General features: G+C 43.7%; 23 protein-coding genes and 1 other annotated feature. Of the genes, 5 read left to right on the top strand and 18 right to left on the bottom strand.

All coding sequences use genetic code 11. From position 1 onward, the window contains the following. Window positions 1-2 precede the first annotated feature (2 nt). The 9 genes from NQ556_RS01855 to proS form a co-directional block, all read right to left on the bottom strand. The gene (locus tag NQ556_RS01855; RefSeq protein ID WP_022220223.1) at window positions 3-1,421 is read right to left on the bottom strand and encodes a SpoIIE family protein phosphatase; all 1,419 of its coding nucleotides are present in this window, start codon (window positions 1,419-1,421) and stop codon (window positions 3-5) included. Window positions 1,422-1,493: 72 nt separating this feature from the next. Then, a complete protein-coding gene (locus NQ556_RS01850) occupies window positions 1,494-1,817 on the bottom strand; it encodes an FtsB family cell division protein (RefSeq protein WP_008370019.1) in 324 nt (107 codons plus the stop codon). A gap of 84 nt (window positions 1,818-1,901) precedes the next feature. Continuing rightward, complete coding sequence (gene yabQ, locus NQ556_RS01845; protein WP_008370017.1) at window positions 1,902-2,246, bottom strand: spore cortex biosynthesis protein YabQ; 345 nt, start codon at window positions 2,244-2,246, stop codon at window positions 1,902-1,904. An 11-nt stretch (window positions 2,247-2,257) separates the two neighbouring features. Then, window positions 2,258-2,548, bottom strand: a complete 291-nt coding sequence (gene yabP / locus NQ556_RS01840) for a sporulation protein YabP (RefSeq protein WP_008370015.1) — start codon at window positions 2,546-2,548, stop codon at window positions 2,258-2,260. Window positions 2,549-2,669: 121 nt separating this feature from the next. Beyond that, window positions 2,670-2,909: an RNA-binding S4 domain-containing protein gene (locus NQ556_RS01835; protein WP_022220222.1), complete on the bottom strand. Its 240-nt coding sequence runs from the start codon at window positions 2,907-2,909 to the stop codon at window positions 2,670-2,672. 78 nt (window positions 2,910-2,987) lie between these two features. Beyond that, window positions 2,988-3,263 carry an HU family DNA-binding protein gene (locus tag NQ556_RS01830; RefSeq protein WP_008370011.1) on the bottom strand — a complete coding sequence of 92 codons (276 nt, stop codon included), beginning with the start codon at window positions 3,261-3,263 and terminating at the stop codon, window positions 2,988-2,990. A gap of 172 nt (window positions 3,264-3,435) precedes the next feature. Further along, window positions 3,436-4,431, bottom strand: a complete 996-nt coding sequence (locus tag NQ556_RS01825) for a CotS family spore coat protein (protein ID WP_022220221.1) — start codon at window positions 4,429-4,431, stop codon at window positions 3,436-3,438. Window positions 4,432-4,508: 77 nt separating this feature from the next. Then, window positions 4,509-5,837 (bottom strand): CCA tRNA nucleotidyltransferase, encoded by a 1,329-nt coding sequence (locus NQ556_RS01820; protein ID WP_022220220.1) that lies wholly within the window; start codon window positions 5,835-5,837, stop codon window positions 4,509-4,511. A 12-nt stretch (window positions 5,838-5,849) separates the two neighbouring features. After that, window positions 5,850-7,295: a proline--tRNA ligase gene (proS, locus tag NQ556_RS01815; protein ID WP_008370004.1), complete on the bottom strand. Its 1,446-nt coding sequence runs from the start codon at window positions 7,293-7,295 to the stop codon at window positions 5,850-5,852. A 155-nt stretch (window positions 7,296-7,450) separates the two neighbouring features. Then, window positions 7,451-7,652, bottom strand: a binding site (T-box leader). A gap of 118 nt (window positions 7,653-7,770) precedes the next feature. On the opposite strand from proS, the gene NQ556_RS01810 reads away from it, so the two are divergent. Together NQ556_RS01810 and NQ556_RS01805 are read left to right on the top strand one after the other, a co-directional pair. Beyond that, the gene (locus NQ556_RS01810) at window positions 7,771-8,463 is read left to right on the top strand and encodes an RluA family pseudouridine synthase (protein WP_022220218.1); all 693 of its coding nucleotides are present in this window, start codon (window positions 7,771-7,773) and stop codon (window positions 8,461-8,463) included. A gap of 17 nt (window positions 8,464-8,480) precedes the next feature. Further along, window positions 8,481-8,816 (top strand): hypothetical protein, encoded by a 336-nt coding sequence (locus NQ556_RS01805; RefSeq protein WP_022220217.1) that lies wholly within the window; start codon window positions 8,481-8,483, stop codon window positions 8,814-8,816. On the opposite strand, the gene NQ556_RS01800 is transcribed toward NQ556_RS01805, so the two are convergent. After that, entirely contained in the window at window positions 8,776-9,447 is a 672-nt protein-coding gene (locus tag NQ556_RS01800; RefSeq protein ID WP_008369994.1) for an HAD family hydrolase, read from the bottom strand. The two genes, NQ556_RS01805 and NQ556_RS01800, sit on opposite strands and share 41 nt — an antisense overlap. Beyond that, entirely contained in the window at window positions 9,447-9,608 is a 162-nt protein-coding gene (locus NQ556_RS01795; RefSeq protein ID WP_008369991.1) for a hypothetical protein, read from the bottom strand. Before NQ556_RS01795 ends, NQ556_RS01800 begins: the two co-directional genes overlap by 1 nt. Window positions 9,609-9,832: 224 nt before the next feature. Between NQ556_RS01795 and NQ556_RS01790 the strand changes: the two genes are divergently transcribed. Then, window positions 9,833-10,393, top strand: a complete 561-nt coding sequence (locus NQ556_RS01790) for a hypothetical protein (RefSeq protein WP_022220216.1) — start codon at window positions 9,833-9,835, stop codon at window positions 10,391-10,393. A 192-nt stretch (window positions 10,394-10,585) separates the two neighbouring features. Here NQ556_RS01790 and NQ556_RS01785 read toward each other — a convergent pair whose 3' ends face one another. The 4 genes from NQ556_RS01785 to NQ556_RS01770 form a co-directional block, all read right to left on the bottom strand. After that, window positions 10,586-11,446, bottom strand: a complete 861-nt coding sequence (locus NQ556_RS01785) for a deoxyribonuclease IV (protein ID WP_008369983.1) — start codon at window positions 11,444-11,446, stop codon at window positions 10,586-10,588. Beyond that, entirely contained in the window at window positions 11,416-13,206 is a 1,791-nt protein-coding gene (locus NQ556_RS01780; protein WP_008369981.1) for an aminopeptidase P family N-terminal domain-containing protein, read from the bottom strand. The genes NQ556_RS01785 and NQ556_RS01780 overlap by 31 nt, the downstream gene beginning before the upstream one ends. 273 nt (window positions 13,207-13,479) lie before the next feature. Next, entirely contained in the window at window positions 13,480-13,857 is a 378-nt protein-coding gene (locus NQ556_RS01775; RefSeq protein ID WP_055156200.1) for a DUF3783 domain-containing protein, read from the bottom strand. 12 nt (window positions 13,858-13,869) lie between these two features. After that, window positions 13,870-14,754 (bottom strand): YitT family protein, encoded by an 885-nt coding sequence (locus NQ556_RS01770; RefSeq protein ID WP_022220022.1) that lies wholly within the window; start codon window positions 14,752-14,754, stop codon window positions 13,870-13,872. 218 nt (window positions 14,755-14,972) lie between these two features. On the opposite strand from NQ556_RS01770, the gene NQ556_RS01765 reads away from it, so the two are divergent. Next, a complete protein-coding gene (locus NQ556_RS01765; RefSeq protein WP_204575777.1) occupies window positions 14,973-16,421 on the top strand; it encodes a 4Fe-4S dicluster domain-containing protein in 1,449 nt (482 codons plus the stop codon). A 101-nt stretch (window positions 16,422-16,522) separates the two neighbouring features. Here the strand turns inward: NQ556_RS01765 and fliB are convergent, their stop codons facing one another. From fliB to NQ556_RS01750, 3 genes are read right to left on the bottom strand one after another with little or no spacing between them, the layout of a single operon-like run. Beyond that, the gene (fliB, locus tag NQ556_RS01760; RefSeq protein WP_022220020.1) at window positions 16,523-17,659 is read right to left on the bottom strand and encodes a flagellin lysine-N-methylase; all 1,137 of its coding nucleotides are present in this window, start codon (window positions 17,657-17,659) and stop codon (window positions 16,523-16,525) included. Continuing rightward, window positions 17,660-18,301, bottom strand: a complete 642-nt coding sequence (locus NQ556_RS01755; RefSeq protein ID WP_008369970.1) for an endonuclease III domain-containing protein — start codon at window positions 18,299-18,301, stop codon at window positions 17,660-17,662. It lies immediately after the preceding gene. Window positions 18,302-18,316: 15 nt separating this feature from the next. Beyond that, window positions 18,317-19,018 (bottom strand): helix-turn-helix domain-containing protein, encoded by a 702-nt coding sequence (locus tag NQ556_RS01750; RefSeq protein WP_008369969.1) that lies wholly within the window; start codon window positions 19,016-19,018, stop codon window positions 18,317-18,319. A 240-nt stretch (window positions 19,019-19,258) separates the two neighbouring features. Here NQ556_RS01750 and pepT point away from each other — a divergent pair, with 240 nt between their 5' ends. After that, complete coding sequence (gene pepT / locus NQ556_RS01745; RefSeq protein WP_008369964.1) at window positions 19,259-20,479, top strand: peptidase T; 1,221 nt, start codon at window positions 19,259-19,261, stop codon at window positions 20,477-20,479. The last annotated feature ends 24 nt before the right edge of the window (window positions 20,480-20,503 follow it).

Below are 20,503 nucleotides of genomic sequence, written 5' to 3'. Positions count from 1 at the left end.
TTTTATCTACTGTAACACATCTTCCAGATTCCCGCCACAAGGACTGTCATATCATCTCCTGCTTTTCCGGCCGCCAGCTCCAGCACCTTATCCAGAATATAATTCGCCAGTTCCTCCGGATTCTCCAGCGGACTTCCCCCAATCATCAAATCCAGTAAATGCTCCTGCTCTCCTGCCGGAAGCGCATCCAGGATCCCGTCCGATACCATGACCACCACATCTCCGGATTCCAACTGTCTGGTTTCCTTTTCACTTTGCTGTCTCTGGATTACCCCCAGCGGAAGACTTTCCGAACGGATATGCTCCACCCCGTCTTTAGTCCGCAGAAATGTCACTGCCGCTCCTGCTTTTACAAACTCACATTTTCCATTATAGAGATCAAAAATGCTCATATCAACCGTAGAAAAGCGAACCTCTTCCCGTCCCATAACAAGAGCCGTATTGATCATGGAAAGTGCAGTTTCCACAGGAAATCCTGCTCCAAGAAGCTCTTCCAGCATTTCTACCAGCATCCCGCTTTCCTGTAGCGCTCTCTCACCAGATCCCATTCCGTCTGACAAAATTGCCGCCTCTTTTCCACCCGGAAGTGTCTTCATAAGAAAACTGTCACCAGATATCTTTTGTCCGTTTTTTCCCATTTTTGCTACACCCTGCAGCACATAATATCCCGGTCCTTCCACACATACAATAGTTTCATACTCCTGTCCCAGAACCTGCCTCTCGTTCTGAGCCGGGCACATCCTTCTCTTAGTACATACTGATAAAAGCTCTGCCGCTTTTCTGGTTGGGATACAGTTTCCCTTCTCACTTTTTACCGTTACATGAATTTCATATCTGCCATGCTCATCCACAAAAAAAACGGAACTCAGCATCCGGATCCCTGCCTTTTTGAAATGCTGCGCAACCTTTTTTGCAAGCGGCGGATCCGTAAAAATACTCGCATCCAGATCTCTCGTCACATGGCAGAGCATGTCCGCAAAAGAATCCAGCTGTGCCGCACATCCCTCACGGCTCTGTACCATCTTATTATTCCACACCAAAATCCTTTTTGCCTCCTGGAAAGTTTCCAGTGATTCTCGTAAAAACCGTGGTGCCTGAATACACTCCCTCTGAAGATGCTGTTTCATCTCTTTATTCAGTTCTGCACCATATCCTTCAATCGTACACAAAAGATCATAAAAAAGCTGCCAGTGTTCTGCCTTCTTTCTCTCCAGGCACTCTGATTTCCTGCTGCATCCTCTGCACACCTTCTCCGTAATCCGATCATACATTTCTGTCATTTCTTCGGGTGTAAAACACTGCTTTTTCGGCTCCATTTTCAGAAACCTGTCTGCCAGATGCCGAAGCGACACTGCCATTTTATCTGCCTGCGTTACATATGGACTTGTGATCACTTGCTCCTCTCTGTATTTAACCTCCATTTGCCACCACCCTCTAAATTTCTATGAATGAAAAAAGCTTCGGGATATTTTCTTCCCAAAGCTTTTCTTACGTTACTGCTGTGCGCGGAACAGAATCTCATTCTCCTTTACAAGTCCCAGCTTCTCTCTGGCGACTTCCTCGATGTATTCATCTGTTCCTACATATTTTTTCAGTTTATTAATTTCTTCTGAGCGTTCTTTTTCCGCATCGATCTGTGTCTGCAGTTCTTCTTCCTGCACCTTATATGCATCATTGCTCTTTTTGAGCGCCATCCCATGTACAATAACCATGCCGCATAATAATATAATAACTGCGGTAATCGCAACAATACTTCTTTTGTGCTTCTGAAGCCCGCTCCCCGGACGCTTTTTCCGGTTCTTCTTTAAGCTTCCCATCTAATCTATTCACCTTTCGCTATCAGTTGATCTTGTATAGCTTCTTACTACCAAACCCATTTAGTCTTCTACAGTGTACCGTTTTTAATCAGATTTATCAACTCTTTTTACTCTTTTTTCACAAATTCGTGTAGAAATCTTTTTGTAAGCTCTTACAAAGACAGCTGAAAGCAGCGCCATCCCGATTGATCCGAGCGCAATCCCCAGTCCGATATACCACCGCAGAACACCATCACTCGTATGATAGATCTGCACAAAAGTATAAACGGAAATTCCTGCCCAGTAACAGGCATCCTCCAGATTGATCAGCCACAGTCTGTGAGCAACCAGTCTGCGCAAAACCCTGATCCACAGATAGACTGCCACAATCAGGACACCGGTCAGGATTGCATAGCAGAAAACCCTGATCTCAGTTCCGATACCAGACATTTTTTCTCCTCCTACCGAAACAGTTTTGATAACAGATTTTCTCCGGCTTTTGCTCCCGAATGGATATCCGAATAAGAAATATTGTCAATATTGCCTGCCAGGTCGACCTCCCCTTTTTCAAGATTCAGCCGGTTTACATGCATGTCCGTACCTTTTACCATCAGCATTCCCTGCTCTGTCTCAAGCAGGATTTCGTTTAAATCAAAAGAAAGAACGTCCAGCACTCCCGTTACTGTACCTGTCTTCCGGTTATTGATAACCAGCCTGTGATTCTGAGGTTTTACCAGCTGTCTCTCTTCCATACAAATCCCAACCTTTCCTATACTGTCTTTCTAGTTATTGTATGAATAATATCTGGTAAATATGCCTCGGATCCGCTGCCGGAACAATCTCAAACCACATCTTTTCAGATGTTCCGGAACTTTATAGATAACGGAATAAATCTGCTGCCTCTTCTTTTTTAGTCGTATCTCGCAGATCCAGAACCTCTGCCTTTACAGTCTTGGTTCCAAACTGGATCTCAATGATATCACCTTTTTTTACTTTCGTGGAAGCCTTCGCCACCGCCCCATTGATCAGGACTCTTCCTGCATCACAGGCTTCATTTGCAACGGTACGCCGTTTGATCAGGCGGGACACCTTTAAAAATTTATCAAGTCTCATTTTGATTTTCCCTTCCCGTAATATGAATAAAGCGCAGCCCTTTTCAGACTGCGCCATTTTTCAAAAATGTTCTACAAATTATGCATTAACAGCATCTTTTAAAGCTTTTCCTGCTTTGAATTTCGGAGCCTTGCAAGCTTCGATCTTCATAGTTTTTCCAGTCTGTGGATTTCTTCCTTCTCTTGCAGCTCTTTCGCTTACTTCGAAAGTTCCGAATCCTACTAACTGAACTTTTTCACCTTTTTTCATTTCTTCTGTAACAACATCAACAAATGCTTTTAATACTTTTTCTGCATCTTTCTTTGAAATATCTGCCTGTTCTGCAACTGCAGCTACTAATTCTGTCTTATTCATGACTTACGTCCTCCTGTAAAATATACTCCCGGAACACCCCGGCATTTTGTCTTTTTGCTAGGTTTATTCTGCGTATCCATGCGTTCTGACACGCCCCTTACCCTACATATGTTATATAGGTTTTTACCTTCTTTGTCAAGTCTAAACCCTTAAAATCTAAGAAAACCGAACGCTATATCTGAAACGCAAACAGATTCCGCAAAAACCGCTTTTTTTCTTCTGTCTGTGCGACAGAAAGTGAAAGTTTTTCGACATTTTTTGCAGGAATCCATGCCTTTCCTGAGTGGTAATACGAATTGGTGATCTTCCAGAATTTTTCCGGATAAGCAAGACGGATTGCAAGGTAATCCCGTTCTTTTTTCCCAAGATTATTCACCGAATCATACGCTCTCATCATCCGATATCCAAGCCGTTCATCATAATGATGCTTTTCCATACATTTGCGCAGGAAATAATACAGATCTTCCATCTGAACATCCCGGTGTGCATGTTCAAATCCAGTCACCGCCATGCCCTCCTGACAGACCAGAAGATTATGATAATTATAGTCTCCGTGGACCATATGATTTTCTGCCTCCGCTTCTTTAAAAACACTGTCCAGATCCATATTTTCCAGTATTTTCAGCACTCTGTCTGCCCAAAAATACATCTGGTCATATCCCTTTAAAAATGCGATCTCAAACGGGCTTTTCACACTTCTTCTGCAGACAAATTCCCGAACCTTCCTGAGTTCTCTGTTATGCCTTGCATACTCCTTGATCACCGGATTTTCTTCTCTTCCTGCAAATCCGTTTTCTTCCCCAGCCAGACGCATGCATAGATGGATCCGGGCAAGATTTTCCGCACCGGCGATCAGTTCATTTTCACGTCTGACATCACACTCACGTCCCTGAAACCATTTCTTTAAGATATAGCCTGTTCCATCCTCGGCTTTACTGACATAAGCATCCTCTTTATTAAGCAGAGGCGTATCTACCCATTCAAATCCATTCGCATTTAACTGCTCATATATTTTTGCAAGCGCACAGATCCGACTCTCCTCCATGCGCGTCTCCTTCAAGAGGAGCAGCCCCTTATCTGTATCGCATAAAATAGCACCCCTTACTTTGTGGGTGCCGAATACTTCCATCTGATATTGTGTCAATACACTGATTCCATAATCTTTCATGGCTTCCCCCTGCCGCTTTGTTTTACCGGTCTTTCTAATGTATGCAGGGGGAGACTTAAGTCATGCATGATTTTTGATTATTCCAGTTCTTTTATTCTGGCAAGTAAATATTCCCGTGTATTTTTCTCCGGTTCCTCGATCACTTCCTGTAAAAGTGTCTGGAGTGTCTGACCAATTTTCGGTCCTTTTTCAATACCTGCCGCGATCAGATCCTGACCGTTTACTTTCAGTTCTTTTAAAGAAACACATTGCTTTTTCTCCAGAATCTCCTGGTAGCACTTCTCGATACCAGCCAGATTTTCCAGCTTCTTATCGCGCTGATAATCACTCTGTGCCAACGTATCAGCCATCCGTACCTTCATATAATACGGGAACAGTTCCGCACTGATCCGGTTCATTGCGCGGCGTACATGCTTCATCGTTGCAGGCATCCGGTCATCATGATACAGCACCAGCTTTGACACCTTACGCAGCGTATCATTATCGAATTTCAAGCGATGCATGATCGACTTTGTGAGTTCTTCGCTGACGTATGCATGCCCTTTAAAATGTGCCGTCCCATCCGGATCGACCGTCTTTCGTGCCGGTTTCCCCGTATCGTGAAACAGCATTGTAAGACGCAGCACTTTATCTGCCGGAATATTCATCAGCGCATGGATCGTATGCTCACCTACATTATAACAGTGATGCAAAGTTTCCTGCGTTGTTTCCATCATTGCATCGAATTCCGGGAGGATCACCTTTGTGATCCCAAGCTCATATGCATCCTGGATCTTTTCCGGATGATCGGAGATCAGAAGCTTTACAAGCTCTGTCTGGATACGTTCTGCACTGATATAGGAAAGATTTGGTGCAAGTTTTCGGATTGCCTGTCTGGTCTCTTTCTCAATCTCAAATCCAAGCTGTGCCGAAAAACGGATCGCCCTCAAAATCCGCAGGGCATCCTCCGAAAAACGTGCCTCAGCATTTCCCACACAACGGATCACACCTTTTTTCAGATCCTCCATCCCATGAAACAGATCTACCAGTCCGTCCTGTTCATTGTACGCCATCGCATTGATCGTAAAATCCCTGCGCAGCAGATCCTCTGACAGACTTCTGGTAAACTGCACTTTACTCGGATGCCGGTTGTCTTCGTATTTCCCGTCAATCCGGTATGTCGTCACTTCAAATCCTTCTCCATTTAAAAGCACCGTAATCGTTCCATGCTCGATTCCGGTGTCAAAAGTTCTGGCAAATAATGACTTTGTCTCTTCCGGCGCTGCCGATGTTGTGATATCCCAGTCACCCGGCACACGTCCGAGAAAAGAATCCCGGACGCAGCCGCCGACTGCATATGCCTCAAAGCCATGTTTTTGTAATGTAGTTATAATTCGATTCACCTTTTCAGGTAACTGAATTTTCATATACATTCGCTCCTAGTATGCTTTTCCAAAATAAACAACATGTTTAGCCTGTTTGCCACAGAAAATACAGGTATCTCCGTCTTTTACCTGATCCTCTTTGCAGATACAGCGGGTGGTTGCTCCACCTGTTGCTGCCTTGATCTCATCTTCACATTCTGCGCTTCCACACCATTTTGCTTTGATGAATCCACGTTTGGTGTTGAATTTTTCATTCATTTCATCCATGGTTTCAGCAAAATCAATGTGGCTGTCAAGGAATGCTTTTGCACGGTCATACATATCCTTCTGGATTGTTTCAAGGATCTCGCCAAGTTTTGTCTCGATCTCATCTAAAGAAACAACGATCTTTTCTCTTGTATCACGACGTACAACAACAACCTGGTTCTGTTCGATATCCTTTGGTCCGATCTCGATACGTGTCGGGATACCAAGCATTTCCTGCTCACTGAATTTCCATCCAGGGCTCTTCTCAGAATCGTCGATCTTTACGCTGTAGCCAGCTTTTTTCAGTCTCTCTGTCAGTTCATTTGCTTTTTCAAGAACACCTTCTTTGTGCTGTGCGATCGGAATGACTCTTGTTTGAACCGGTGCGATTCTCGGTGGAAGAACAAGTCCGCTGTCATCACCGTGAACCATGATCAGGGCTCCGATGATACGTGTAGACAGTCCCCATGAAGTCTCATATACGCTGTGAAGTTCATTGTTCTTATCCAGATATTTGATGTCAAATGCATCCGGGAACGCATTTCCGAAGAAATGGCTGGTTGCAGACTGAAGTGCTTTTCCGTCATGCATCAGAGCTTCTACGGTGTAAGTGTCCTGTGCACCTGCGAACTTCTCGCTCTCTGTCTTCGGACCTGATACGAACGGGATTGCAAGGGAATCACGGATCAGTTCCTGATATACACGAAGCATGGTCAGTGTTCTCTGTTCTGCTTCTTCATAAGTTGCATGAATGGTATGTCCTTCCTGCCATAAGAATTCTCTGGAACGAAGGAACGGTCTGGTTGTCTTCTCCCAGCGAAGTACCGAACACCACTGATTCCATACTTTCGGAAGGTCACGGTAAGACTGTACGGTTCTTGCCCACAGGTCGCAGAACAGAGTCTCCGATGTCGGACGGATGCACATTGGCTCCTGAAGAGTCTCAAGACCACCTTTTGTTACCCATGCAACTTCCGGTGCAAATCCTTCGATATGATCACTTTCCTTCTGGAGAAGGTTCTCCGGGATCAGCATTGGCAGATATACGTTTTCAACACCTGTCTCTTTAAATCTCTTGTCAAGGTCTGCCTGGATCTTCTCCCAGATTGCATATCCATTTGGAAGATAATTAAGACATCCTTTTACACTTGAATAATCACAAAGCTTTGCTTCTCTTACAACGTCGGTATACCACTGTGCGAAATCTTCATCACGAGAGGTAATCGCCTGTACAAATTTCTTTTCCTTAGCCATTGATAAAGTTCTCCTTCTCTTCATTTTTGATTTTATAAATAAGGTTATCATAAAACCAGAAGATGCTGCTCTCTGCAGCCTCTGCCGGATGCAGGGGATTCAGATCAGACATGCTTTGCCCGTAAAATAAAAAACACCAAATCTTCATGCCCCTGACAAGGGACCGAAAATTCGGCGGTACCACCCTAATTAATCGTATTACGATTCACTTCATTACCCGTTAACGCCAGGCATACGCCACACTTTTCATGCGGAACTCCAAGGTCGGTTCTATAATTTCCATGCAGCTTCCTCCCACCAGCCAGAAGCCTCTCTGTGCCACTTTCATCATATACTAGTCCTCTTCATCGTCAAATCTCTTCGATTTACTATAGAGTTTAATTGAGATTTTCAGATTTGTCAACCCAATTGACAAGCCCTTTCCGTTATGTTTTAATCAAAGAAACAAAATTTTCGCATATGGGGAGGAATTATTTTGCAAACACCTGAAATTCTATATGAAGACGACCAGATTCTGGTCTGCCACAAACCTGCCGGTGTTCCCGTGCAGACAAAAAAGATCGGCACACAGGACATGGAGAGCATTCTGAAAAATTATCTGTTCATCCATTCTTCACATCATGCCGGACATAAGCCACCTTATCTTGCCGTGATCCACAGACTGGATCAACCGGTTTCCGGCATCCTGGTTTTTGCCCGCACACCTGCGGCTGCGAAAAATCTGAACCAGCAGTTACAGAACGATCAATTTGAAAAATACTACCAGGCTGTAGTATGTGGATCCCTTCCGGACTCCGGCACTCTGACCGATTATCTGGTAAAGGACGGCCGCACCAATACCTCCCGCATCTGCAGTAAAAATACACCCGGTGCCAAAAAAGCTGTCCTTTCGTATGAAATACTGGAAACTTCCGAAGTGACTGGCTTATCCGTTGTTCAGATCCATCTCGGAACCGGACGCCATCACCAGATCCGTGTCCAGATGGCAGGTGCAGGCGCACCACTCTGGGGTGACAACAAATATAACCCGGAATTTGTAAATAAAAGAGGATATTTCCCGATTGCACTGCGGGCTTTCCGGCTTTCTTTCTGCCATCCGACCACCGGAAAACGTATGGAATTTGAAGTCCCATGTAACTGGGAACAGTTGGAAACAAAAGCAGATTAGAATGGAGAATACAAAAAATGAACTTATTAGAAGAATTCAAAAAAAATCCCGGATTCGTCTACCGAATCGGGACTGATTACTATTATATAGGAAAATGGATCTGCAAGCCATGCACAGACGAAGCCGTTACAGACTGCCATGCCATGTATGAAATGTGCATCCAGGCAAAAGAACAGGCAAACGCAGCCCTTTATTTTCAGAAGCTGCGTGCCTACAGTGAATTTGCCTTGGACATTCCATACAATCCGGCAAAGATCCTTCAGTACCAGACCGCTCTTGTCGAAGCACTTTCCGATGCTGATATCCAGTCTCTTACCGACCAGCTTCGGCATTTTCACGATCAAGCATCTTAATCACATCCAGAAGTGTAGGATACACATACCGGCATAATCCTCTCACTTCTTCATCCGGCTGTGCAAGATCCGGGATCATCACCGGAATCATACCCGCAGCCGAAGCCGAGCGGATTCCTGCCGGTGCATCTTCAAGCGCAATACTATGTACCGGCTCGGTGCCGATCGCCTCGCACGCTTTGAGGTAAATTTCCGGATTCGGCTTTGCATGTTTCACCGAATCGCCAAAAACCCCGCCATCAAAATATTTCCACAAACCGACTTTCTCAAGAGATGCCTTTGCGTGGATCTCTCTGGAGGACGTCGCAAGTCCGACCTTGTATCCGTGTTCCTTCGCATAGATAAGAAGCTCCCTTGCTCCCTCTTTTACGCCGATCCCTTCTTTGTCACAAATCCCGTAATACTTCTCCCGTGTCAGCTCATTAAACTTATCCATCGGAAAATCTTCGCCATATACACTTTTAAAATATGCTTCTCTGCGGACTACATTGAATCCCAGCGTATGATAAATATGCTCCCCGATCCGTCTGTATCCGAGCTTCTCTCCTGCATAATTCCAGGATCTCTGCACAACACGTTCCGAATCAAGGAGCAGTCCGTCCATATCAAATACCAGTGCTTCTACCTTCATCAGAATTCAATTCCCTTTCCGAGGGCATCTTTTAAATACGTGGTTACGTCTTCCAGTTTTTCCAGAATTTCTTCACGTTCTTCCCACTCTTCGCCGGTCATATCTTTGCTGACCAGTGCCTGCTTGACGTCTTTTAATTTCTTGATCAAATCTTCTGTCATAATAAATCCCCCTTTTCTTATCAATTACTGTTTTTCTATAAATTTATTTTACCGATATTGTCAGCAAATTTCAACAGTTCATCCGAAAATGTAAACAAATCTTAACATTCGCCGCTATAAAAAACTCTTAGCTAACTTCCATTTTTCTACTTCCATTATATAGCAAATGTGCTATAATAATTCAGTATGTAAAAAAGTGTTATATTCATAAGGGGATTAAGAAATTGGATGACAACAAATTAGAAGCAAAACTGCTGAAGATTAAAGCGCTTGCCGAACGGGGAGAAGGTGGCGAGAAAGAGGCCGCCATCAAAATGTATCATAAGCTTCTGAAGAAATATGATATTGATGAAAAAGCATTACAAAAAGACAAGCTCAGCAAGCACTGGTTTACATATGAGACAGATATCGAGGAAAATCTTCTGGTCCAGATTTTTTACATGGTGACCGGAGATCCCGAATATTTCCGCCGGACAAGCCGTACACGCGGAACCCAGTGCGGATGCATATGTACCGATTTTGAGAAAACTGAAATTCGTTTTTATTTTGAATTTTACAAAGATGCACTCAATCAGGAACTGGAAGCCTTTTTGATGGCTTTCAAATTAAAAAATCATCTGTTTCCGGATGAAAGTGCAAGATGCTTTGTTCCTGAGGAAGAGGAAGAGATATCAGAAATGCTGTTAAAAGCGCAGAAATTTGCAGAAGATATTGATAAGTCCAACCCGGTTCGCCGGATTGCATCTGCCGATCTTTCTGCTGATCCGGATGCACTGGAATCATAGGTATATACGCCGTTCTTTTGCGATATGCATTATAGCAAAAAAGCTGTTCTTAAAACAGGAGGGTATGACTCATATTAAATCATACCCTCCTGTTTTGATTTCTCGCGCTGTATCTGTGATAAAACTTATCTTCTGTACAATCTATAGCCTGCAGATACCGCCTTAACAACTCTTTTCCATCTGTCTGACCACCTAGGCAAGATCCCGAAGCCTTGCAATTTCTTCTTTATGCCCCGCATCATCCAGTGGCGTTTCCAGATAAAACGGCAGATCTTTTAATTTCGGGTGACGCATGACATTTAAAAGTGCCTCTATCCCAATCTCTCCGCCGCCGATCACCGCATGCCGGTCTTTTCTTGAACCAAATGGCATCATACTGTCATTTAAATGAATCGCTCTCAAAAGCTCAAGTCCAAGTACTTTGTCAAACTCTTCCAGCACCCCGTCCAGATCATTTACAATATCATATCCTGCTGCAAACACATGACAGGTATCCAGACAGATTCCGATCCGCTCCGGATGTGATACCCCGTCGCGGATTGCTTTCAGCTCTTCAAATCTCCAGCCAATCTCTGTCCCTTTTCCGCTCATTGTCTCAAGCAAAACCGTAATATTCTCTTTTCCGGTAATCGCCTGGTCAAGCCCCGCAATGATATTCTGAATTCCTGCTTCTGCGCCAATTCCGGTATGGCTTCCAGGATGAAACACCAGATTCTCAATCCCCAGTCTGTCCATCCGCGTCACATCTTCCCGGATCACCGTGCAGGCGAATTCATACACCTCCGGCTTCGCACTCGCCAGATTCATCGTATAAGGTGCATGCGCCAGAATCGCTCCAAAACCGGCCTCTCTCCTGATCCTCTGAAACTCCTCCGCTTCCTTCACCGTCGGATCCTTATAATTCGATCCCCGCGGATTCCTGCTGAAAATCTGCATCGTATCTGCATTCATCTTCACCACATTCTCTGCAGTCTTCACAATCCCTTTCGCAATCGACATATGTGTTCCTATTACCATATTTATTAGATCGCTCTCGTATACTTCTTCAGCCATTCTTTCTCTTCATCATTCAGATAAGGAGACACCTTCTCATATACAGTTGCATGATAAGTATTCAGACGTTCCTTGTCTTCTGCATTCATGATATCCGGATTGATCGCATCCAGGTCAAATGGCACATAAGTAATCGGTTCAAAATACAGGAATTCTCCATACTCATTCTTCTCGCCTTCACAGACAAGCAATTCATTTTCCAGACGCACACCGTGAGATCCTTCGATGTAGATTCCCGGTTCATCCGTAATGACCATACCTGGCTGGAATGCATCAGACTCACCGGCTCTGTAAGTATAACGGAAACCTGCCGGTCCCTCGTGGATGTTCAGAAGATATCCAACCCCATGTCCTGTTCCGTGATTGAAGTCCAGTCCTCTGTCCCAAAACGGCTTTCTTGCCAGATAATCAAAGTTCATTCCGCAGCAGCCTTTCTTGAAGATCGGACTTGCAAGGTTCAGGTTACTGATCGCAACCAGTGTAAAATGATCTTTCATAATCTGTGAAACTTCTCCAAAAGCATATGTTCTGGTGATATCAGTAGATCCTTCGTAGAATCCTGCTCCTGTATCCGTCATCAGGAAAGTTCCCTCATGAAGCTCTACATTGGTCTCCGGTGAAGAAGAATAGTGTACGATCGCACTGTGCTCCCCGAATGCAGAGATCGGTCCGAAGCTTGGACGGATAAATCCACCCATCTCGGCACGGAACTCATCCAATTTGTCAGAAGCGCTCATCTCTGTGATCGTCTCTTTGCCAACATTTTCTTTCAGCCATTTCATAAATCTGACATGAGCCACGCTATCCTTGATCTCAGCGATACGGATATTTTCGACCTCTGTCGGATTCTTTACACATTTGAATAAGATCGCCGGATTTCTCTCTTCCACTTTCTTCACATTCTCCGGAATGTTCTTGTAAAGTGCAAAGTTCAGTCTTCCCGGATCTACCATCAGGACTTCTTCTGCTGCAACCTTCTTGATGTCCTCATAAATATCATTGTATGGGTGCAGAATAACCCCGTCTGCTGCAAGATGTGCTTTGATCTCATCGCTTAATTTTTTCTCATTCACAAAAAGATCCACCTTGTCCATTCTGATCACTGCATAGGTCAGAACCAACGGAAAATATTCTACGTCATTTCCACGAATGTTCAGTGTCCAGCAGATGTCATCCAGTGTGGTAAGAACGTGTGCTGTCGCACCTGCTTCTTTCATTGCTGCACGTGTACGTGCAAGCTTGCTCTCCACAGTCTCTCCTGTGTATTTCTGTTCCAGTTCAAATACCGGCTCTTCTGAAAGAATCGGACGGTCTTCCCATACTTCATCGATCAGATCATATGCATATACGACCTTTCCGTTCTTCTCAGATGCGATCTTCTCGTATTCTTCTCCTTCTGTTACAGAAACAACACGTCCATCAAATCCTACAGTTTCGCCTTCTGCCAGAGCTGTTTCCAAATATTCCCCAATCTTCGGAACGCCCGGCTGTCCCATCTTCATCAGTTCTACTGTTGTTCCCTCCAGCTGCTTTGCCGCCTGGATAAAGTATCTTCCGTCTGTCCACAGGCGTGCTTCTGTCTTTGAAACCACTGCTGTTCCTGCAGATCCCGTAAATCCGGTAATATACTCTCTTGCTTTAAAATGCTCCCCCACATATTCGCTCTGATGAAAATCTGCAGTCGGAATAATATAAATATCTATTCCCTTTTCCTGCATTTTTGCACGCAATTTTTCAAGTCTTTCCGGTATTGTAGACATTTTAAAAAACCTCCTTTAATTTTTCCATTCTCTGACCATTATAACCCGTAAACTTTTGAAAAGCAACCTAAGAAAAGGAGTCGGATTCGGCAAGAACATCATTTTCATTCAGATCCTGTGCACTGCCTGTAAGTCCGGTCACAAGTACCGCTACACATCCGATTATCTTCACCTTTTTTGACATCTTCCATCACCTTTCGCAAATTTTCACAAATGGTAGTCTACCCGGAAAATTTGTTCTGTCTATGGGAAAAATGTGATTTTTCTGTGACATCAGGACTGATGCATTGCTGCATGCTCCTTTTCCAGTTCTTTAAAAAGTTCCGGCACAGTCCACTGACTGTTTGTGTCTGTCAGAACCGCTTTATAATCAATACGTTTCATACCCTTCTTTCGCATCATAAATAAAATCTGATCCAGATGGCTGCCTGTCACTCCGGCAAATACCATCATCTCATCTGCCAGCTCTTCACCCTCATAAATCCTGTCTGTCTCTGACGCTTCTTTCATTCCGGCAAGTACACCAACCGTCTGAAAATACTCTTCTTTTTTTATCAGCCGCACCCGAATCCTGAGTGACATACAGATCATCTGCAGCTCCTGCGCACGCTTCTTATCTTTTATATTAAATAATAATACTGTTTCTCTCATAAATTTCCTCGACTACTCCGCTTTTCTCAAACGGTTCTTTTTATGTTTATTCCACTCTCCGATTACCTCACTGACAGTTGATACCGTAACAAACGCACTCTGGTCTGTCTCATGGATAAATGCAAGAAGCTTTGCATATTCACTCTTTTCCAGAATTGTAACCACTTCTGTCTGTTCCTGATTGCCCAGTCCTCCGACTGCCGGATAAAGAGTCGCCCCTCTGTGCAGCTCATGTACAACAAACTGCTGGATCTCCGGATATTTCTTTGACAGGATACACACCCTCTTACGGATACTGAAACCATCGATAAAATTATCCAGAACAATCCCATAAAGATAAGTTCCCAGAAGGCTCACTACCAGTGTCTTTCTGTCGTAGACAAGGATAGACGTCGCAGCGGTCACAAATCCTGCGATCGTAAGACTCTTTCCAATTTCAAAATGCAAATATTTATTTAAAACTTTTGCAACAACATCAAGCCCACCAGAAGATGCATTGACATTAAACAAAATCGCCTGTCCAATGCTGATCACCAGAATATGGCACAGCATATTGATAAACATATCATCCGTGAGCGGCGGAACATTTGGTGTCACTGTTTCAAAAATACGCAGATAAACCGGGAGCATTAAAGATGTAATGACCGTCTTACCTCCGAATTCTTTTCCGACAAACACAATCCCTATGATCAGAAGTGCTACATTTAGAATCATCGTCATCGTCGAAACCTTCAGCGGAATAAAATTTGCCAGAACCATGACAAGTCCCGAAATACTTCCCACAACAAAGGAATTCGGCATCATCAGATAATACACTGATGCCGATACAATAAACATTCCTACCGTGATCGTTGCATACTCTTTCAATATGTTTTTTGCTTTGTTCTTCTCTTTCAATTTTCTTTCCTCTCTTTCATACCGGTGCCTCTTATTTCCCCAAATATGCGGCACACTATATTTTCCAACATAGCATGTTCATCATAACATACTTCTCATCAAACTTCTACGCTATGTTTCTCATTAAAAACATGAAATCTTCTTTCCATTTATAGTAGTTTCAATTATAATAAAGGAAGAGTGAATTTTTTAACAATTTAGAGAAGAGAGGGTTTATTATGAATGCTGATGGAAACGTAATCAAAATCAAACATGACGTACTGTTCGAAGTAGCAAAGCTTGCTTTTGCAGGTGAACTTGAAGAACAGCGTGATCACCTCCCGCTGAAGCTTATTCCGGGACCGACCCCGCAGTTCCGCTGCTGTATCTACAAAGAGCGTGAGATCATCCGCCAGAGAATCCGCCTCGCAGAAGGCAAAGCTCCGGGACCGGAAGATGATGGCAATATCATCCAGGTTATTTCTTCTGCCTGCGAAGACTGTCCGATCTCCAGCTACACAGTAACAGAGAACTGTCAGAACTGTCTTGGAAAGGCATGTATCAATGCCTGTAAGTTTGGGGCAATTGAACCGGGACATTACCGTTCCCACATTGACGCATCCAAATGTAAAAAATGTGGTCAGTGCGCCAAAGCCTGTCCGTACAATGCCATTGCACATTTAAAACGTCCGTGTAAATTCAGTTGTCCGGTCGATGCGATCACCTACGACGAGCATGGCATTTCCATAATCGACAAAAACAAATGTATCCGCTGCGGTAAATGTATCCACAGCTGTCCATTCGGTGCAATTGCTTCCAAAACATTTATTGTTCCGGTAATCAATGCTTTAAGAGAAGGCAAACACATCTACGCAATGGCTGCTCCTGCCACAGAAGGTCAGTTTGGTGCTGACATTACCATGGAAAGCTGGCGCAAAGCAATGAAAGAGCTCGGATTCGTAGATTTCTACGATGTAGGACTCGGTGGAGATATGACTGCTGCTTACGAAGCTGAAGAATGGGCTGAAGCTTACAAAGAAGGACAGAAAAAAGTAACCTCCTGCTGCCCTGCATTTGTAAATATGGTTCGCCTGCATTACCCACAGCTTGCTGACAATATTTCAACAACTGTTTCTCCGATGTGTGCAATTTCCCGTATGATCAAAGCACAGGATCCGGAAGCGATCACTGTATTTATCGGACCTTGCCTTGCTAAGAAATCCGAAGTTGTCGATCAGCAGATCGAAGGAAATGCAGATTATGTTCTTACATACAGCGAGATCCGTGCGATCATGAAAGCAAAAGACGTTGAACTCGAGGCCTGTCCGAACGACAACCAGACCGCTTCTACCTTCGGAAAACGCTTTGCAAATTCCGGCGGTGTAACAGCAGCCGTTCTGGAAAGTCTGAAAGAATCTGACAACTGCATCGATGCGAAAGTCTGTCGTGCAAATGGTTCTCAGGAATGTAAGAAAGCCCTCCTTCTCATGAAGGTTGGACGTCTTCCGGAAGACTTCATCGAAGGTATGGCATGTGACGGCGGATGTGTCGGCGGTCCAAGTTCATTCAATGACCAGATGGCTTCCAAGAAGAACCGTGATGCCTTGATCTCTCAGGCTGACGATCGTGGAATTCTTGATAATCTGAAGAATTACGATATGGATAAGTTCTCTATGCATAGAGACTAAAATTATAAGGGCGTGTGAAAAATGAGAAATCATTTTTCATACGCCCTTTTTAACAAAAATTCTTATTCAAATGCATCAAAAATCGTGCAGGCATCTATTTATTATCCCCTATACCACGGCAGCCTGTCCCGCAGCATCATCTTTTCCATCCGCTCCAGATTCTTATCCGAATGCTCAATCTCCCGCGAATACCGGTACACCAGCTCTACGATCTCTTCTGGTGTAAGCTCTCCTTCATTTTTTATCCACCGTGCTTTCCACAGCTCATAAATATGGAAAGTACTTATTACTGCCATCTGCACCTTCGCATAAATCCTTCCATCATAAACTGCGCCACAGAAATAAGTGAAAATGAAATACACCAGCAGCTGCTCTGCCTGGATCTGGATATTGCTCTCTTCCTTCGCCCACCTCTTAAAGTCAGACGAGATTCCTTTATACGCATCTGCTCCATGTGAATACAGAAGTTCTTCGCTCTCCATCAGAAGCATATCCCAGTCCTCACGTAGAAGTTCCAATTCATAAAGTTCCCGGAACATCTTATGCGCCATCTCCCATCTTTCCTGCACAGACGGCTTTTCTTCTTTCCAAAGTTTCCGTACAAACTTTCTGGCACTCTTTGTCTGATAACGTTCAATGACTTCCTCGCAGGAAAATAACTGTTCCCGGTTAAATCTGCCCTGCAGATCATGCGCCATTCCAAGAATCAGTCCCACTCTTATTTTTAATGAATGCTCCCGGTCCTGCAGAATTCCAAGCATTGCATCTCTCGCATCTACAAGCATAGAATACAGAAACGGATCAAATTCCTCGTATTCCTCTTCTCCTTCTTTTTCATAAGTAAGAAAACGGACCGGCTTTTTCTTCTCCATCAAAATCCTTGCCACCTCCGGACAGGATACCGACAGGGTAATCTCCCGTACATCCTCAAACTCCTCGACATGTCTCGGATACAGGCGGCAGGTTTTACACAGACTTTTCTCTCCGAGATTCGCATACATCTCACACAGATTACAGTCATTTAAAAATGCACATCGCTTTTCTTTATCCTGCCTGAAAATGCCACGGATCCAGTCCACGGATTTCAACATCGTAAACCGGAATTTTCCTTTCACATGCTTATATTTATTCAGTGATTTTTTGTCAATTACAATCTTCCACCCTGCACAACAGGTATCTTCACATTTGTCTGCGATGCAGGTGAATTCTTTATAATAATCCGGAATTGTATATTGCATTTATTTTTCTACCCCAACCTTCTTACAGATATCCGCCAGACAGCATCTGTCACAGTGCGGCTTCGTCCTTGCCGTACAAACTTCTCTTCCGTGGTACACCAGTCTGTGACAGAAATCGCTTCCTTCCTCCGGCGGAACCAGCTTCCAGAGTTCCATCTCTACTTTCTTTGGATCCTTAATCCCGTCTACCAGTCCAATACGGTTCACCAGACGGATACAATGGGTATCCGTTACGATCGCAGGCTCACCAAATACATCTCCCATGATCAGGTTCGCGCTCTTTCTCCCAACACCTGGCAGCTTTAAGATCGCATTAAAATCCTTCGGAATCTTTCCGCCATACTCATCCCGAAGCATCTTCATACAGGCACTGATATCCCGTGCCTTACTTTTCCCAAGCCCACAAGGACGTATAATCTCTTCGATATTATTTACATCTGCTTCTGCAAGTGCCTCTACTGTCGGATATTTTGCAAATAAACCTTCTACGACTACATTTACCCTTGCATCCGTACACTGTGCCGCAAGACGCACACTGACCAGAAGTTTCCATGCCTGATCATAATCCAGAGTACAGTCTGCATCCGGATATTCCTTTCTCAAGCGTTCTATTACTTCCAATGTTCTCTGTTTCTTTGTCATCTTTTTTGTCCTTCTTTATCTCATATTTTGTATAGTAAGATAATTCATCTGCTTCATTAGTTTAAGATCTTCTTTGTTAAATGCAAGAAGATTCATAAGCTTTTCTTTATTTACAATTTCTTTTTCCGAAATCACTGCTTTAAAGGTCACCGGAAGCATCGTATAATTAGAGAGACCGGACACCAGTGCCAGCTGCTGTCCCGGATTCACCAGATTATTTACACAGGAGATCATGATATGTTCTGATTTCAGAGCCTGGTTATGAAGCATATAGGTTCCGATAAATCCTTCCTTTTCATACTCACCAGTATAAAGTCCGCCACATTCCCCCGGTTCTTTGACCTCACTTACATCATTAAACAAATGCACTTTATATTTGTTATTCTTTCCTTCCACCGCCTGCTGTTCAATCAAACTTTTGACAATTACTTTTCCAATCCCGTCATAGCTGTACATGTACAATTTTTCAATTGTCTCCGCATAAGTACATTCTTCCTCTTCCTCAGCAATCTCATCTCCGATAATTGCAAGAGGTGACACCTTAAAAATCTTAGACAATTCAAGAAATGTCGAAATATCCAATGAAATATCCCCTTTTTCGTATTTAGAAACTGTCGACACACTCTTATGCAGTCTTACAGCAAGTTCTTTCAGCGTCATATTATATGCCATCCGGTATTTTCTAATATTACGCCCTACCTTCTCATCTACATTCATACCAATTTTCTTTCCTTTAAATCAATTTTTTTATGATATGTGCATAAATTTTAACGCATTTCCCCAATTTTCTAGTATGCACCATATTTTTTCTCTTTTTTCAATAATAACACGTCTGATTTTTTCGTGTCAATAAAATGCACCTCTTTTGTCTTTTCTGATTTACCCGGATAAAATGATAGCATAAAAACACAAGCCACGGAGTCATCCGTATGACAAATATGTGGAAGGAGAATACAAATGAAAGTAGAAAAAAGGTTACTCAAATACATCGCAATCAAAACACCATGCGATGAAAACAGCGATACAGTTCCAACCTCTCAGTGTCAATTTGATCTTGCAAGAATCCTTGCTGATGAACTGAAAGAACTCGGACTTGACAAGGTTGTTCTGGACGATAAATGCTTCGTTTATGGAATCCTTGCAGCAACACCAGGATATGAAAATAAGAAAAAGCTTGGACTTATCGCACATATGGATACTGTACCAGAATTTTGCGAGGCAGAAATCCATCCGGTCTGTACACCAGATTATGACGGATGTGATCTCGTTCTCGGAGACAGTGGACGGGTTCTTACAACCAAAGATTTCCCGCATCTGAAAGGATTAAAGGGACGTACACTCATCACTTCCGATGGGAATACCATCCTCGGAGTTGACGACAAAGCCGGTATTGCTGAGATCATGCAGCTTCTTGAGATCCTGATCACAGAAAAGATTCCGCACGGACAGATCAGTGTCGCATTTACACCGGACGAAGAATGTGGCAGCGGCGCTGCACATTTTGATTTTGATACTTTTGACGCGGAGGTTGCCTATACGCTGGACGGGGACGGCGAAGGCGAGATCCAGTATCAGAACTTCAATGCATGCGAAGCAAAATTTGAGATCAATGGCAAAAATGTACATCCGGGTTCTGCAAAAGATGTGATGATCAATGCCGTTCTCATTGCCGCAGATATCAACAATATGCTCCCAAGATTCGAGATTCCGCGTCATACCGAACATTATGAAGGATTCTACCATCTTCTGAGCATACACGGAGATGAAGGACATGCCGTATCCGAATACATCATCCGCGACCACGACAGCGCAAGCTTTGAAGCCCGCTGCAATACGCTCCGCCATATCGAAAAGATCTTAAATGAGCTCTGGGGCGAGGGTACAGTCACACTGACACTTACCGATGAATACCAGAATATGGAATGTATCATCAAAGATCACATGTATCTGATTGATTATGCTAGAGAGGCCTGTGCGAAAGCAAATGTTCCGGAGGATATTTCTCCAATCCGCGGAGGTACAGACGGCTGCAAGCTTTCCTTTAAAGGTCTTCCTTGCCCGAACCTTGGAACAGGCGGACACGGATATCACGGGCCACTGGAGCACGTCACCATCGAAGGTATGGAAGCAGCTGTCCGTGTCATTGTAGAACTTGTAAAAATCTTTGCAAATGAGTAAATACCAAATAGGAAACGGAGATAC

This window comes from Coprococcus comes ATCC 27758 (assembly GCF_025149785.1).
GTDB classification, from domain to species: domain Bacteria; phylum Bacillota; class Clostridia; order Lachnospirales; family Lachnospiraceae; genus Allocoprococcus; species Allocoprococcus comes.
The sequence above is the reverse complement of the archived record's forward strand: the minus strand, read 5'-3'. Positions and strand labels throughout refer to the sequence as shown.